Source organism: Paenibacillus litoralis, from assembly GCF_046244365.1.
Taxonomy (GTDB): Bacteria; Bacillota; Bacilli; order Paenibacillales; family NBRC-103111; genus Paenibacillus_V.
Genome location: NZ_CP176395.1, coordinates 6,226,001 through 6,241,548, shown reverse-complemented (window position 1 = coordinate 6,241,548; position 15,548 = coordinate 6,226,001). Strand labels below are relative to the sequence as shown.

General features: G+C 53.9%; 13 protein-coding genes and 1 pseudogene. 12 read left to right on the top strand and 2 right to left on the bottom strand.

The genetic code is table 11. The features are described from left to right. Positions 1-42 precede the first annotated feature (42 nt). Both ACKGJP_RS26415 and ACKGJP_RS26410 read right to left on the bottom strand, forming a co-directional pair. Positions 43-210, bottom strand: coding sequence for an IS3 family transposase (locus ACKGJP_RS26415; RefSeq protein WP_409347260.1), 168 nt, complete (start codon positions 208-210; stop codon positions 43-45). After that, positions 202-324, bottom strand: a pseudogene (locus ACKGJP_RS26410) (IS3 family transposase); the annotation flags it as partial. The pseudogene ACKGJP_RS26410 and the gene ACKGJP_RS26415, both read right to left, overlap by 9 nt. A gap of 143 nt (positions 325-467) precedes the next feature. On the opposite strand from ACKGJP_RS26410, the gene ACKGJP_RS26405 reads away from it, so the two are divergent. From ACKGJP_RS26405 to ACKGJP_RS26350, 12 genes are all read left to right on the top strand, one after another. Then, positions 468-743 (top strand): hypothetical protein, encoded by a 276-nt coding sequence (locus ACKGJP_RS26405; protein ID WP_409341764.1) that lies wholly within the window; start codon positions 468-470, stop codon positions 741-743. Between the two features lie 297 nt (positions 744-1,040). Continuing rightward, positions 1,041-1,721: an L-serine ammonia-lyase, iron-sulfur-dependent subunit beta gene (sdaAB, locus tag ACKGJP_RS26400; protein ID WP_409341763.1), complete on the top strand. Its 681-nt coding sequence runs from the start codon at positions 1,041-1,043 to the stop codon at positions 1,719-1,721. Positions 1,722-1,723: 2 nt separating this feature from the next. Further along, positions 1,724-2,602, top strand: a complete 879-nt coding sequence (gene sdaAA, locus ACKGJP_RS26395) for an L-serine ammonia-lyase, iron-sulfur-dependent, subunit alpha (protein WP_409341762.1) — start codon at positions 1,724-1,726, stop codon at positions 2,600-2,602. Positions 2,603-2,962: 360 nt separating this feature from the next. Then, entirely contained in the window at positions 2,963-6,097 is a 3,135-nt protein-coding gene (locus ACKGJP_RS26390; RefSeq protein ID WP_409341761.1) for an efflux RND transporter permease subunit, read from the top strand. Positions 6,098-6,111: 14 nt separating this feature from the next. Continuing rightward, positions 6,112-6,993 carry a TetR/AcrR family transcriptional regulator gene (locus ACKGJP_RS26385; RefSeq protein WP_409341760.1) on the top strand — a complete coding sequence of 294 codons (882 nt, stop codon included), beginning with the start codon at positions 6,112-6,114 and terminating at the stop codon, positions 6,991-6,993. Positions 6,994-7,158: 165 nt separating this feature from the next. Further along, complete coding sequence (locus ACKGJP_RS26380) at positions 7,159-7,923, top strand: peptidoglycan-binding protein (RefSeq protein WP_409347259.1); 765 nt, start codon at positions 7,159-7,161, stop codon at positions 7,921-7,923. Positions 7,924-7,991: 68 nt separating this feature from the next. Then, positions 7,992-8,645 (top strand): YhcN/YlaJ family sporulation lipoprotein, encoded by a 654-nt coding sequence (locus ACKGJP_RS26375; RefSeq protein ID WP_409341759.1) that lies wholly within the window; start codon positions 7,992-7,994, stop codon positions 8,643-8,645. A gap of 501 nt (positions 8,646-9,146) precedes the next feature. Next, positions 9,147-9,989 (top strand): sugar phosphate isomerase/epimerase family protein, encoded by an 843-nt coding sequence (locus ACKGJP_RS26370; RefSeq protein ID WP_409341758.1) that lies wholly within the window; start codon positions 9,147-9,149, stop codon positions 9,987-9,989. A 269-nt stretch (positions 9,990-10,258) separates the two neighbouring features. Then, a complete protein-coding gene (locus ACKGJP_RS26365; RefSeq protein ID WP_010271013.1) occupies positions 10,259-10,483 on the top strand; it encodes a response regulator transcription factor in 225 nt (74 codons plus the stop codon). 286 nt (positions 10,484-10,769) lie between these two features. Beyond that, positions 10,770-13,427, top strand: a complete 2,658-nt coding sequence (locus tag ACKGJP_RS26360; RefSeq protein WP_409341757.1) for an SLC13 family permease — start codon at positions 10,770-10,772, stop codon at positions 13,425-13,427. Between the two features lie 110 nt (positions 13,428-13,537). Further along, the gene (locus ACKGJP_RS26355; RefSeq protein ID WP_409341756.1) at positions 13,538-14,290 is read left to right on the top strand and encodes a class I SAM-dependent methyltransferase; all 753 of its coding nucleotides are present in this window, start codon (positions 13,538-13,540) and stop codon (positions 14,288-14,290) included. Beyond that, on the top strand, positions 14,280-15,269 hold the full coding sequence (locus ACKGJP_RS26350) for an MBL fold metallo-hydrolase (protein ID WP_409341755.1): 990 nt from the start codon (positions 14,280-14,282) through the stop codon (positions 15,267-15,269). Before ACKGJP_RS26355 ends, ACKGJP_RS26350 begins: the two co-directional genes overlap by 11 nt. Positions 15,270-15,548 lie beyond the last annotated feature (279 nt).

Here is a 15,548-nt window from a genome sequence, read left to right as displayed (position 1 = left end):
GAAAACAAGCTGGCGTCGGTACTCAACCGGCGTCAGCTTGTTTCATTTTCTCTGTGCTCGTTCCTCGTTATAAAAGCGGATGTATTCCTCAATTCGCCTTTGTGCTTCCTCGATACTTCGGATATCATAGGGATAGAGAGCTTCTACTTTCAAATGTGAAAAGAAGCTTTCTATTGAGGCATTGTCATAACAATTGCCTCGTCGAGACATGCTGATTTGGGCGCCAACCTTTGGCAGCATGCCGTGGTATGCATGGGACGTGTACTGGCTTCCCTGATCGCTGTGAACGATCAGTCCAGTCACGTCTTTATGCGTTTCAAATGCTTGTCTAAACGTTTCGGAATGCGGCTATCGGACGGAATATCGGCTTAAATTCGCAGCGGCGCGCACCGATGCCCGTTTACCGGGCGCCGCGACGACGGTCTCGATGATGCATATAATGAATCATACCGAACGCGACATTAGTGTTGGAGAAGAGCGATCCGACCGGGGCGATCGATAAATGCGGCAATGGCCGTCTTTCATCAGCCGAGGACGCATTCCGGGCGGCATTCGACATTCTGCGCTTTATCGGCCCGTTTCAGGATAATCTGCCTGCGGAGGACAGGATTGACGATAAAATCGGCCATCAACTCGGAACGGCTATTGTTGTCAACACGGCCGGCGTGCTAGACTATTTTGGATGCACCGTAAATATCGCCGTGCGGATCCGAGGTACAAGCTCGGAGGAGATGCCGTCCTAGCGCGGGAGATGGTAGAACTGGAAGATATTGCAAATGGAGAGCGTATAGCGGGTGCACTTCGGAAGCGTTTACGGATATAATCAAAGGGATCCGGGGATTTGCCGGGTTGTGCGCGTTCCATTATCCGGGAAACCGTAAGTCAAATCGGACGAGCGCTTACCGATAAGGTCGATTTAAAGACGTGAAGCGTTGTCGAATACGTAGGATAATTGATCAAGGAAGAGAATATAGATCGTCAGCTTTTTGAGCCGAATGACCGTAATGACGCGGCAAGCGGCGAACAGGAGGAACCAAGCCATGCGCTTCAAAGATGTGTTTTCAATCATCGGTCCGCCGATGGTGGGACCGTCGAGTTCTCATACAGCGGGCGCCGTACGCATCGGACGCGCCGCGCGGCAACTGCTCGGCGCGATGCCGACTCATGCCGACATCCAGTTTTTCGGATCGTTTGCCGAAACGTATCAAGGCCACGGAACGGATTTAGCGATCGTTGCGGGACTGCTGGATTACGATACTGACGATTTACGCATACCAAGATCGATCGCGAACGCCGAGGAGGCGGGCATGACGATCGTTTTCGGACGGGGAAAAGGCATTTTTTCTCACCCCAATACGGCTCGGCTGACCATTTCGGCTAACGGCAAAACGGTTATTTTGACCGGGGTTTCGATTGGCGGCGGCAATATCGAAGTCGTGAGCGTGAACGAATTTGTCGTCAAATTCACGTGCATTTACCCTACGCTCATCCTCTCTCATGAAGACAGGCCGGGGATGATAGCGGAGGTTACGCGCATTATGATGCGGGAGAGCATCAACATAGGGTCGATGTGCAACGACCGCAAAGGCCGCAGCGGCGAGGCGATGACCGTACTCGAGCTGGACAGCACCATTACGCCCGAACTCATGAAGGAGCTCGGCGCGATTTCCACCGTGCGCGAAGTGGCCAAAATCGATTTTTCGGAAAGGAACGGCGATTGACGATGAGATTCCGCACCATTCAACAAATGGTCGAAATATGCGAGCAGGAGGGATTGACCTTCGGCAGCCTAATGCTGAAGGAGCAGGCGAAGCAGTCCGGACAGTCGGAGAACGAACAGTTCGCCATCATGGCCAAATACTACGACATCATGAAAGAGGCTGTCCGCAAAGGGCTGACGGAGGATACGACTTCGCGCAGCGGACTGGTCGGACTGGACGCCCAGCGAGTGCAGCAGCGCGTCTCTACGGGGGATGCGTCGCTTGGCGGCGATGCCGGTACGGCGATGGCTTATGCGCTGGCAGTTTCCGAAGTTAACGCTTCGATGGGCCGCATTATCGCTACGCCGACCGCCGGCTCGTGCGGCATCATACCCGGCGTGTTCGTCAGCAGCCAAGAGCGATTCGGCTGGGATGACAACCATATGACGATGGGGCTCTTCAGTGCGGGCGCTATCGGCTATGTCATCGCCAACAACTCCTTCGTATCCGGTGCCGAAGGGGGCTGTCAGGCGGAAGTAGGATCCGCGATCGGCATGGCGGCCGGTTCGCTTGTCGAGCTACGCGGAGGAACGCCCGCGCAAGCGGCGCATGCCGTTGGACTCGCGCTCAAAAATACGCTCGGTCTCATTTGCGATCCGGTCGGCGGACTCGTTGAAATCCCTTGTATCGTCCGCAACGGCTTCGGTGCCGTTACCGCGCTCGCAGCGGCCGACATGGCGATGGCCGGGGTACGCAGCGTCATTCCGTCCGACGAAGTGATCCAGGTAATGCTGGAGGTCGGCGCGGCGATGCCGGAGAAGCATCGCGAAACGGCCAAAGGCGGCCTTGCGCAAACGCCGACCGGCAAGCAGATCATGCAGAAGCTTTACGGCAAAAGCTAAGTTCACATAGAGCAAGAGGAAAGAAGACCGTCCAAGGGCAGCCGCCTGAGGCCGGTTTTCTTTTTTCTTGATTTTTCAGAAAGTAAACCGTGGAAGTCGCTCTAAATCTCGGTAAACGCGCTTGTCCCTAAAAGGACGGCGAAGCCGTTTATCCTTGACCGTCCTAATCGACTCGACCGATCGTTCAAAATATTTTCATTTGTACTCGACCGACCGTTCGATTATAATGTGAAGAAGGTTGACCGTTCGGTCGAGTCAGCCGGAAAAGGCCTAAACGGCATAAGGGGCATTGTCCGGGGAAATGCTGACGGCAGGACGGGTGTTTCTAAAGAGAAAAGTAGAATAGAAGGAGTGGAGTCGGTGAAGGGCATTATCAATTTTTCGTTAAACAATAAGTTTGCCGTGTGGCTGCTAACGATCATCATAACGGTAGCCGGGCTGTACGCGGGGACGAGCATGAAGCAGGAAACGCTCCCTAATCTGGATATTCCCATTCTGACTGTAACGGGAATTTATCCGGGGGCTTCTCCCGAGCAAGTGGTAGAAGAACTCACGAAGCCTCTCGAGCAGAGGCTGAAAAATTTGAACGGCGTTTCCCAGATCGATTCGACATCGATGGAGAACGTTTCGTCGATCATCATTCAATACGACTACAATAAGGATTTGGACAAAGCGACTACCGAAGTACGCGACGCTCTGGCGAATTTTCAACTGCCCAAAGGGGCTCAAGCTCCGGATATCGCCAGAATCAGCCTGAACGCCTTCCCGGTCATTTCGCTTAGCGTTTCGAGCGAAGACAAGTCGCTTGAGGATTTGACGAATCTCGTCACCAACGAAATCAAGCCTTCCATCGACGGCATTTCGGGCGTGGCTAGCGTGGAAATCGCCGGGCAGCATGTAAAGAACGTAGAGCTGGCATTCAATAAAGCCAAAATGGCTTCCCTCGGCATTACCGAGGAAACCGTTAAAGGCATCATTCAAGGGTCGGCGGTGAAAATCCCGCTCGGCGTTTATCAGATGGGCAATTCGGAGAAAACGGTCGTCGTTGACGGCAATATCCTTTCCATCGACGATCTGAAAAATTTGAACATCCCTGCTATTCCTTCCGGAGCGGGCATGGGAGCTCCTGGCGCAGGCGCCGGGGAAGCCGCTCCCGGCGGCGGCCAAAATCCGTTAGCCGCCGGCATTCCGACCGTTAAGCTGTCGGAGATCGCGGACGTAAAAACGGTAGGTAAAGCCGAGTCGATTTCGCGTACGAACGGTAAGGAATCGATCGGCATTCAAATCGTCAAGGCAGTCGACGCCAATACGGTCGAAGTGGTCAACAAAGTCAAGGACGAGGCCGCTAAAATCGAGAAAGACAAGCCGGGCGTTACGCTGACTACGATGCTCGACCAAGGCAAGCCGATCGAGGAATCCGTCAAAACGATGCTGAGCAAAGCCGCATTCGGCGCGCTATTCGCCGTCATTATCATCATGCTGTTCCTGCGCAACATCCGGACGACGATCATTTCGATCATTTCCATTCCTTTGTCGCTTCTTATCGGCGTTCTCTTGCTTAATCAGATGGGGATTACGCTGAATATCATGACGCTGGGCGCGATGACCGTAGCCATCGGACGGGTCGTCGACGACTCCATCGTCGTTATCGAGAACATTTACCGCCGCATGTCGCTGCAGTCGGAGAAGCTGAAGGGCAAAGAGCTTATCCGCGAAGCGACGCGCGAAATGTTCATGCCGATCATGTCTTCCACGATCGTTACGATCGCGGTATTCCTGCCGCTTGGCACAGTCAGCGGTCCGATCGGCCAGCTGTTTATGCCGTTCGCGCTGACGATGGTGTTCGCGCTAGTCGCGTCGCTAGTCGTCGCCGTTACGGTCGTGCCTATGCTCGGACATTCGATGTTTAAGAACGGCCTCAAAAACAAGCAGCATCACGAAGATAAGCCGGGTGCGCTCGGCGGTGCGTACAAAAAGGTATTGAACTGGTCGCTTAACCATAAGGCCATCGTGTTCGGTCTTGCCATCGTCGTTCTGGTGGGTAGTCTTTTCCTGATCCCGCTTGTGGGCACAAGCTTCCTGCCGGAAGAGAAAGAAAAGTATACGATGATCACGTATGCTCCGGCTCCGGGAGAACTGCTGGCGGATGTAGAGAAGAAAACGCTCGAAGCCGAGAAGCTGATCATGAAACGAGAAGGCTTGAAAAACATGCAATATTCCGTGGGCGGCAAAAACCCGATGAGCCCGGGGCCATCCAAGTCGGCGCTGTTCTATATCCAATACAAAGACAACTATCCGAACTTTGAAGAAGAAACGAAGCTATTGCTGGAAGATCTTCGCAAGCTGGGGCCGGAGGGCGGCACCTGGAACACGATGGATATGTCCGGCGGCTTTAGCGGCGGCGGTCTGAATCTGTCCGTATTCGGGGATACTTTGGAGGATATCAAACCAGTAGTGGAACAAATTCAAGGTATCATGAGCCAAGACAGCACGTTCGAGAAAGTGGAAAATACGCTTTCCAAAACGTATGGACAATATACGCTCGTTGCGGATCAGCAAAAGCTGAGCCAGTACGGCCTCGTAGCCGGGCAAATTGCGATGAAGCTCAGTCCGGTGCGGGAAAATCCCGCTCTAACTACAGTCAAGGTTGACGGCAAGCAGATGCAGGTGTTCGTAGAAGTCGATAAGAAAACGTACAATTCGATCGAAGATATCAAGAACACGACGGTTACTTCGCCGCTCGGCATTGAAGTGCCGCTGAAGGATGTCGTCAAAGTTACGGAAGGCACTTCTCCGAACTCGGTGGCACGCAAGGACGGCGTCATGCACGTCGATATTAAAGCGAACATTACGACCGCCAACGTAGGGAAGGCTTCCAGCGACCTGCAGGCGAAAGTCGACGAGCTGAAGCTTCCCGCGAGCGTGAAGGTTGAATTCGGCGGCGTGACCGAGCAGCTTAACGAAACGTTCAAGCAGCTTGGGCTGGCCATGGCCGCAGCGGTAGCGATCGTATATCTCGTTCTGGTCATCACGTTCGGCGGAGCGATGACGCCATTCGCGATTCTGTTCTCCCTGCCGTTCACCGTTATCGGCGCCTTGGTCGGCTTGCTTATTGCCGGAGAGACGATAAGCGCGGCTGCCATGATGGGAGCGCTCATGCTGATCGGGATTGTCGTTACGAACGCCATCGTCTTGCTTGACCGCGTAATTCATAAAGAACGCGAAGGCTTGTCGACGCGCGAAGCCCTTCTTGAGGCGGCAGGAACGCGTCTGCGTCCGATCTTGATGACGGCTTTGGCTACGATCGGCGCTTTGCTTCCGCTCGCATTCGGCTTCGAAAGCTCCGGCATTATTTCGAAAGGACTCGGGGTAACCGTAATCGGCGGTTTGACAAGCTCGACGCTGCTCACTCTCTTGATCGTGCCGATCGTTTATGAATTCCTGGCGAAATTCGGCAAAAAAAGAAGACGGGCGCCTCTTCAATCGGAAGCCTAAGGATGTGAAACGTCGTGAACGATAAAAAACGGCATATTCTCGACACGGCGATCAAATGTTTCGCGAATAAAGGTTACCACGCGACTTCGATCCAGGAAATCGCCGACACGGCGGGTATTGCCAAAGGCTCCTTGTACTTTTATTTCAAGTCCAAGGAGCATCTCCTGATCTCGATACTCGAACATGGCTTCACCATGATGCTGACCAAGATGCAGTCGATCGCAAGCGATACGACGCTTGAGCCGCGCGAAAGGCTGATACGCTTTATCGAGGTGCAATTCGAGCAATTTGTGGAAAATCATGATTTCATCATGATGCTGTTCAAGGAGCATTCGCTTCATATCAATGAAGATATGAAGAAGTTCCTTTTCGGGCTTCGGGCGCAGACGATCGAAACCTACCGCTCGCATGTGCTCGCCATATACGGCGAGCAAGTGCGGCCTTATTTGCTGGACGCGGCTGCACTCTTCAGCGGATTGAACCATGAGTATTCGCAATACGTTTTATTTGCCCCTGATAGCATGGATTTCCGGAAGCTGGCCGTCTTTTTGGCCGACCGTCTGGACGATCTGATGATGAGCTTGATGACGAAGCGGCCGGAGCCGATTTTGAGCGAAGATAAGCTGGAGCAATTAATCGAGACGGCCAAGCTGTTTTCCATCAAAAAAGAGCGGACCGTATTCGACGAAATATCCCGTCTCCGCAAGCTGATCGAACCGCTGCAGCTAGAGCGTCACCTGCGCGAAGATATGCTTTCCAGTCTGCTCGTGCTGGAAGCGGAATTCGAGAAGCCGGAGCCGCAGAAAGTGATTGTCAAAGGGATGCTGGCCGTTCTAAAAGGCTGCAAAGAAAAAGAGATCCGCCAAACCCTTGGTCTGATCGAAGCCTATTTATAGCAGCTTGCATGTATTACCGAAACCGCAGACGATGTCTGCGGTTTTTTTGGCGTTTTGTAGTAGTTTTACCGGCACTGGGCATAGTAAGGTTGTCTGCTTCAGGCGAATGCCCGGAGCAAGCCGATTACATACCAACGATATAGAGGAGTGAACAGCTTGTCAGGAATGTATCGTCGAAATAAGAAGCTTTTCTTAATCGGCTTCCTTTCCATCGCTTTGATGGTGGTGCCTGCCCTCAGCGCTCACGGATTCGGCGGCGGGTCTTCCGGACCCGACGTATTCGCGGTTCAAGGGATGCTGAAATCGCTCGGCTATTACTCCGGAACGATTACGGGCTATTACGGGGAGCAAACCGTACAAGGGGTCAAGTCATTCCAGAAAGCTTACGGACTTCCCGCAACCGGTGCGGTGGACGGTAAAACGCTGGAGTCCATCCTATGGGCTTACGGCAACTTAAAAATACCGAGACCTAAACCTACGCCGCCGCCTACTCCTAAGCCTACGCCTAAGCCGACCCCTGCACCGTCGAAGCCGCCTGCCACCGGTTTAAGCGCGGAAGAGCAGCAGATGGTCGATTTGGTCAATCAGGAACGTCAAAAGGCCGGCCTAAAACCGCTTGCCGTAGATACCCAGCTTTCCCATTCGGCCCGTTTGAAAAGCAAAGACATGGTCGATTTGAATTACTTCTCGCATGATTCGCCGACCTACGGTTCTCCGTTCGATATGATGAAGCAATTCGGCATTTCGTATCGGACAGCCGGCGAAAATATCGCGTGCAACTCGTCCGTTTCCAAAGCTCACACATCGCTGATGAATTCGCAGGGGCACCGCGAGAACATTCTGAAGTCCAGCTTCACGCATATCGGCATCGGGATCGTTGACGGCGGTCCGTGCGGCAAAATGTTCACGCAGCAGTTTATCGGCAAATAGCTTACGATGCGGGGAGCAAGTGATAAGGCTGATCGAAGCGAAAATTTACAGATAAGGAGTGATTAAGCATGAAACGAAATAGCATGGCTAAAGGAATCTCCATTGCCATACTTGCACTGGCGCTGACGGCAGCCGTCACCGGCTGCGGCCGGGAGCAGCGGCAAGGCGCCACGGATATTCGGCACAACGCCTCCGATCGGGGCGTGGTGCCGAATGCGACAGGAAACATGCACGGTTTAGGCAACCATTACAATCAAGGCGGTACGGCTTGGCAGTCGCCGGGCCCGTACAATACGCCGATGGCGCCGCTGGGCAATGCGAACAATGCGAATAACCTGGAGAACGCGCAGTCGATCGCGGAAGCGGTCGAGGCGATGGACGGAATCAAGTCGGCCAACGTCTTTGTGGCCGGACGGACGGCATTCGTCGGCTGCGGGCTTCATCCGGGAGCCGGCGTAACCAACGGCAACGATCCTTCGACGAACAACCGCACCATTACGGACGTTTCCGACCAGCTCAAAACGCAGATCGCGGATAAAGTGAAGTCGGTTAACCCGAACGTCGACAACGTATACGTTTCCGCCAACCCGGACTTTGTACAGCGGATGGGCGTTTACGCGCAGGATATTAAGAACGGGAAGCCCGTTTCCGGGTTTGTCAAAGAGTTCTACACGATGGTCGAGCGCATTTTTCCGTATCGTGCAGGGACGCCGGGACGGTAAGCCAAATAGGAACTCCGCCGGATTGACGGCGGAGTTCCTATTTTTTCGCGGGAAGCTCGCCTCATGATGTGGTGCATTGCTGCAAGGTAAAGAGGTTGGGTTTGAGTTGTTGCAGGATTTACAACATATTGGTCTCAAATAGGGGAGAGACGTGGGAAATGCTGTAATTTTTGCAACAATAATGCGATGGAGAGAACGATATTAACCGTTTTTCTCAGCAATGCTGCATTTCTTGCAACATGTTCCCGACAGGGGAGAAGAAAATCGTTGAAATGTTGTATGTTATACAACAGGGGCTTGGTATTCCCTAGGGAAGGTTGTGCGGATAGCAGGGGGGGGCTTAGAACGGCCGGGGGGGGTATAACGGATTGTGTATCTCGATCGATTCTAAGATCTGCTGGCTAATCAGATGCTCCGTCTGCTACAATGAACACGTGAACAATTTTATGATTATGGAGTAGTCCATCATTCCATTATGGATCAGTTAAGGAGAGCGAAGCCATGAAATTTGCGGTATTTACGGTTATGCTGCCGGATTTGACGCCTGAACAAGCGCTGCCAGCCTTGCGTAATGCAGGGTATGACGGTGTGGAGTGGCGGGTGACGAACGTCGATCCGTCGAAGGCGGGGGAGACGCCGTCTTTTTGGGGAAACAATTTGTGTTCCGTCGATACGGCATCTTCGGATGAAGCGCTTGACCGGTTGAATGCGTCGGTACGGCAAATCGGGTTGGAAACGCCGAATTTGGCTTGTTATTTGCAGTGCGGCGATTTGGCGGGAGTCGAACGCGGCATGCAAATCGCGAAGCGTCTCGGCGCGCCTTCGATTCGCGTAGGCGTTCCCGGTTATAACCGGAGCAAGACGTATCAAGCCCTGTATGCGGAAGCGCGCTCGTATTTGGAGGGCGTGCAGGAGCTCAGCCGTCAATACGGCATTCAAGGACTTATCGAAATTCATATGAACAATATCGCCACAAGCGCAAGCTTGGCCCACCGGCTGGTTGACGGCTTCGATCCTAAGCATATCGGGGTCATTTACGATCCGGGCAACATGGTGTACGAGGGCTTCGAGCAGTACAGAATGGGGCTTGAGCTGCTGGGGCCCTACCTCGCTCACGTCCACGTCAAGAACGCTTGGTGGGTCAAGAACGAGCAGCCGGATCAACCGGTATGGCGCGCCGATTCGTGCCCGGTGCATGAAGGCGTGGCGAATTGGAAGCAAATTATCGGCGATCTGAAGGCGGTCGGCTACGACGGCTGGCTCAGCTTCGAAGATTTTAGCAAGTCGGGCACGAGCGAACAATTGCTCGAACGGAATATCGCTTACATCAAGTCGCTGCTGTAAACGAGCACGATCGAAATGTACAGGCTGTCTCAAAAGCAGATGGATGCTGCTTATTGGGGCAGCTTTTTGTTGTGTGCTTGAGGACGAGCTGCTTCGTCTAACGAAAACAAGCGTAGGGTCGTTCCAGAAGCCAAATCTAATCGATTCCGGTGGTTTTCGCCCATTTTTGCTTAACGAAAGCACCTAAACGGCGGGCCACTCATAATATGATTTGACTGTATCCCTATACCTTGTAACTATCTAAATCCCAGGCAAGGAGGGGTGACACATTGAAGGGCAGCGACCACAAAAGCAAGTTTTTACTCACGCATCGTGAGCGCGAGGTTTTCGAACTGCTGGTGCAAGACAAAACGACCAAAGACATTGCACAGCAGCTCTTTATCAGTGAAAAAACCGTGCGCAACCACATTTCCAATGTGATGCAGAAATTGAACGTAAAAGGTCGTTCACAAGCCGTTGTCGAGCTGATTAAGCTTGGGGAATTAAAGATTTAACAGATGCCCCTCTTTAACTCAACCCAACCTTCTATTCCTCCATCTGCTGGTACGTTACGGCGGATGGATGATGGAAGGTTCTTTGAGTTTGTTTGGGAATTTTTATGGTACTATCGTAAGTGGGGGTTGGATGTAATTGACAAATTCATTCACACATGCGTTGGTTTTTTCACTTCACAAATATCCCGAAATAGGTATGGCAAAAAACAGCGGCATTCACTATAATGCGAATGTTGCCTATATTTGTTAGATTTATCTCTACATTCCTTTCATAAGGTGGAACGTCATGCAAGTAACACAGATAGATATGTTTCGCGGGCTGACCGCAATCGAACAGGCGCGGCTGCTGGGGAAGCTGGAGCAGGTTCGGGCGGCAAGCGGCGAGGTTATTTTCAAACAGCACGCGGAAGGCGACAGCATGTACATCATCCGCTCCGGCCGAATCGAGCTGTTCACGCTTGGAGCGGACGGCCAGAGCCATTCGCTTGCCGTGCTTCAAGAGGGGGACACGTTCGGCGAAATGGCGCTGCTTACCGGGGAGGCGCGGACCGCGACGGCCGTGGCGCTTGGCGAGACCATGCTGTCGCGAATAGACGCGGAGACGTTCCTCGAGCTGACCAACGAGAGTCCGGTCATCTCGAACTATTTTATCCGTTTGCTGGCCAAACGGCTCGTTTCCACCAACCGCGAGCTGCACAGCTCCAAGGAAGAGCGGCAGAAGCTGATTCGCGACGAGCTCGAGGCGCTGCCGGAGCCGGTAAGAACAAGTTTGCTATATGCTGCCGCAGTTCCGATTGCCAGCATCCGTTTCCTTGCCGGTTATCTCGGATACCCCTCTTTGCCGGAAGCATGGGAAGACAATCCGAAGCTTGAGACATTCGTTCAACCAGTACCGGGAGGCGGCTCCGATCTGGTCGCCGTCGATCCGGCATTTCGGGCGATGCTCGCCGAGACGTTCGTCAAAGCGTTCGGCTACGAGAAGCGGAAAACGTACATACGCGCGCTAGCCTTGTATTTGTCCTCGACGAACAGCCCGCATTTGGCGGTTGAGCTGGCCGGGGACAGCGAGGACTGGTCCTTGCTTTTTGAGCTTGCGGAGGGGCAGGAAACGGAGCTGGCCGGTCCGGCGACGGACTGGCAGACGTCTTTATATACTTGCCTGGACGGCTGTCCGGGCTCTATCCTTTATCCCCGTTACCCGTTATTTCTTCGATACCTGACGTATTCTTTGGAAGCGGCCGGCGATGCCGCTTTTTCGAAGCTGGAATCGGCCCTCGCAAGCCGAAGGCAGTACTTTTCGGACGGACAAGCCGCCGAGCTCTACCAGATCGGGGCGGATTATTGCAGACGGCGGAACGAGCCGGACAAAGCGCTGGAATATCTCGGCATGGCGGGACTATTGTCGGTAACGGTGCAGCAGCCAACCGGGGCGGTGCCGGCCGCAGGCTCCTTAGCGGATGACGGGAGATCGTATTGGCAGGCGAAGCTGTCGCTGGACGGCATCAAGCGTACCATGCGGGTGGACGAAGCGGCTCAGCGCTTCGGCGGCAAAAGCGGCCGGAAAGCACTGATCGCCGTTCTGCTTGCTGCTTCGTGCATGTTGTTCTTTCATCTGTCCGATCCGTTCGGCGGCCTCTCCAGAGAAGGCATGAATTTCGTAGGGGTGGCTCTAGCGGCCGTTGTCCTTTGGATCGTCAATATCGTGCCGGATTTTCTGGTCGCCTTGTTCATGGCGATGTATTGGGTGTTGGGCGGCATTGCGGAGCCGAGCGCGGCGCTGTCCGGCTTTGCCGAGCCGGTCTGGTTCTATATGCTGTTCATCTTGGCGCTGGGGACAGCGATTACGAAGTCGGGCATTTTGTACCGGTTATCCTTGATTGCGCTTAAAGCTTTCCCCAAAAGCTATCAAGGACAGCTATGGGGGATAACGATCAGCGGCTTGCTGCTCAATCCGCTCATTCCTTCCTCGACGGCCAAAGCTACGCTGGGCGTGCCGATTGCCAAAACGATCTCCGAGTCGATGGGCTTTGCCCACCGGAGCAAAGGTGCGGCCGGCCTCGGTTTAGCCGCGATGGTGTTTTACGGCTTTATGGCGCCCTTTTTTCTAACGGGTTCTTATACGAACGTGATGGCGTACGGCTTGGTTCCCGGGCAGAGTGAGCTTTCGTGGTTCGCATGGATGTTCTACGCGCTGCCTCCGCTTCTTGTTTTCGTTCTGGGAATGAAGCTGTGCATCCGGCTATTCTTCCGACCGGACTCGCCGGGCAGGCCGCTATCCGATCAGGTGCTGCAGGAGCAGTTTCGCATTCTGGGCAAATTGACGAAGGATGAGAAAACGACGCTGGCGGTTGCGATCGGCTGCATCGGATTGATGATGCTTCAGCCTCTGCATGGGATTGACAACGTATGGATTATGCTGTTCGGCTTTGCGGCACTGGTTGTCGGGGGCGTACTGGATAACAAAACGCTGAAAAGCGGCATCGACTGGCCGTTTATGCTGTTTATCGGGATTGCCTTCAGCTTCACGCAGGTGGCTACTCAGCTGGGCGTTGTCGAAGCGCTTTCCGGAACGCTTGCCGAGTATATGGCGCCGTTCATGGGATCGCCCTATACGTTTTTGCTGGCGGTCATCGTCATTTCGTTCCTGGTTACGCTCGTCATCCGCGACGATCCGGCAGTCATCGTGCTGGTCATGTCGCTGCTCCCCTTGGCGGCGCAAATCGGCATTCATCCTTGGGTGCTCGTATTCGTCGTTTTGCTGTCCACAGACCCGTTCTTCTTCCCATATCAGTCGCCCACGTACTTGACGGCTTATTACAGCAGCGAGGAAAAAGCGTTCACCCATAAGCAAGGCATGCGAATGGCTTTATGCTATGCAGGCGTCGTCGCCGCTCTCGTGGCGGTCTGCATTCCTTACTGGAAGCTGATCGACCTGATTCCGTAGAAGGCAGCAAGCGATGAAGAGCATACTGCATAAGCCTGGTTTCAATTGCTTCGCCAAGGGCAAATCGGTACAATGGGATATAGCACGGAGGGCAGGGGAGCGTACATTTCATGACAGCTTGGTATGAACGAAGCTTTGGCAAAGACTATCTGAACGTATATAAACACAGGGATTTGGAATGCGCGATGTCCGAAGTGAGGAAAATGATCGGTTGGCTGGACTTGCCGGCCGGAGCCTCGGTGTTCGATTTATGCTGTGGCATGGGCCGGCATTCGCTGGCGCTGGCTGAAGCCGGCTACCGGGTGACGGGGATGGACTTATCGGAGGCGATGCTTCAGGAAGCGGCCCTTCACGACACCGAGCAAAAAGTGCGCTGGGTGCGCGGCGACATGCGGGACGTCCCGCTTGACGAGACGTTCGATGCGGTGGTCAATCTGTTTACCTCCTTCGGTTATTTCGAAGACGAGCGCGAGAATACCCGTGTGCTTCACGAAATCGACAGGCTGCTGGACGACGGCGGCCGGTTCATCATCGATTTTCTGAACGCCGCATACATAGAACGCCATCTCGTGCCATTCACGAGGCGGGAAGACGGGAATCTGCTTATCGAAGAAAGCCGCTCCATAGAAGGCGGAAGCGTACGCAAACTGATCGTGGTCCGCGAAGAGGGGATGGCGGAGCGCCGGTATATGGAGCAGGTCAGGTTGTACTCGCTTTCCGACTTTCAGCGGATGCTAGACGCAACGTCGCTGCGGATCGACAGCATGTACGGAACGCCGGACGGAACGCCGTATTCCAAAGCCGATTCCAAGAGGCTCATCATGGTCGGAACGAAAAAGGCGGGTGCAAGCCATGGCGGATAGGTCTTTCGTCCGCGGCGCCAGGAACTGGGAGGACGATGTGCTCCAGGTAAAGGTCCCGCTTCCCTTTCCGCTTAGATGGGTGAACAGCTATGTGCTGCGCGGCGAAGACGGCTTTACCGTGATCGATCCCGGACTGCATACCGGGGAAGCCGAGCTCCTCTGGGAACAGACGCTGGATGGTTTCGGTATCGGTTACGCGGACATCGAGCAGATCGTGCTTACCCATCATCACCCCGATCATTACGGGCTGGCGGGCTGGTTCCAAGAAAGAAGCAAATCGCCCGTTCGCTTGTCCGCTACCGGCTTCGAACAGGTGAATGCGCTTTGGCAGAATGGAGAGCCGATGACGAAGCGGATCGCCGACTTGTTTAGCAAGCACGGCTTGACCGGGGATCCTGCGGAGCAGCTCGTGCCTCATCTAGACAGCTTCGTGCCGCTCGTTTCGCCTCAGCCGGCCGTAACGGTCATCGAGCCGGGAACGGTCGTCAAGCTCGGTTCGAGAACCTGCGAAGCGATTCATACGCCCGGTCACGCGGAGGGGCATCTATGCTTTTACGACAGGGAGCGGCGCGAAATGTTCTGCGGCGACCATGTGCTTCCGCAAATATCCCCGAACGTCAGCTATATCCCAGGGTTTGACCAAAATCCTCTGCAATCTTTCTTGGATAGCTTGAGGGACATGCAGCGGATCGAGGTGGACAAGGCGTACCCCGGACACCGGGAGCCGTTCGCTGCGTTCGCGCGCCGGGCCGGAGAGCTGATCGCGCACCATGGCGAGCGGCTCGAGCTTATGCGTAATTCCTTGACCGAACCGCTGACCGCTTACGAGCTGTGCGTCAGGACGTTCGGCACGCGCCTTTCGATCCACCAGCTTCGTTTTGCATTGTCGGAGACGCTCGCGCATTTGTTCTATTTACAGGGGCAAGGTCGCGTCCGGGAAGAAGAGCGGGATGGTACATCTGTTTTTCAGGCCTGCTGAACGTACAGATAAGCGCAGTAAGCGCAGACACAACTTTCTTTTATAGAAGGTTGTGTTTTTTTGTTCATTTATCTGAGAGATGCCGGCAGGCGTTTTTCCTTGTCCGAAAGATCATTTTCTTATGAAGAACAGCGAGTTTATGCAGGGCATTTTTTGGACGGATCGAAATGTTTCCTTAAGGCAAAAAGTTTCCGTTGACAAAAAAAGTTTGTGTATCTACAATTTGAGTACGGAGCAATTGTTCGTCGCCTGCATATGATAAATTATTCTGTGGGCTGT

Bases quoted from the DNA above. Each gene is read 5' to 3' on its own strand.
- ACKGJP_RS26415 (WP_409347260.1), bottom strand. From the start codon at position 210: ATGTCTCGACGAGGCAATTGTTATGACAATGCCTCAATAGAAAGCTTC.
- sdaAB (WP_409341763.1), top strand. From the start codon at position 1,041: ATGCGCTTCAAAGATGTGTTTTCAATCATCGGTCCGCCGATGGTGGGA.
- sdaAA (WP_409341762.1), top strand. From the start codon at position 1,724: ATGAGATTCCGCACCATTCAACAAATGGTCGAAATATGCGAGCAGGAG.
- ACKGJP_RS26380 (WP_409347259.1), top strand. From the start codon at position 7,159: ATGTATCGTCGAAATAAGAAGCTTTTCTTAATCGGCTTCCTTTCCATC.
- ACKGJP_RS26375 (WP_409341759.1), top strand. From the start codon at position 7,992: ATGAAACGAAATAGCATGGCTAAAGGAATCTCCATTGCCATACTTGCA.
- ACKGJP_RS26370 (WP_409341758.1), top strand. From the start codon at position 9,147: ATGAAATTTGCGGTATTTACGGTTATGCTGCCGGATTTGACGCCTGAA.
- ACKGJP_RS26360 (WP_409341757.1), top strand. From the start codon at position 10,770: ATGCAAGTAACACAGATAGATATGTTTCGCGGGCTGACCGCAATCGAA.
- ACKGJP_RS26355 (WP_409341756.1), top strand. From the start codon at position 13,538: ATGACAGCTTGGTATGAACGAAGCTTTGGCAAAGACTATCTGAACGTA.
- ACKGJP_RS26350 (WP_409341755.1), top strand. From the start codon at position 14,280: ATGGCGGATAGGTCTTTCGTCCGCGGCGCCAGGAACTGGGAGGACGAT.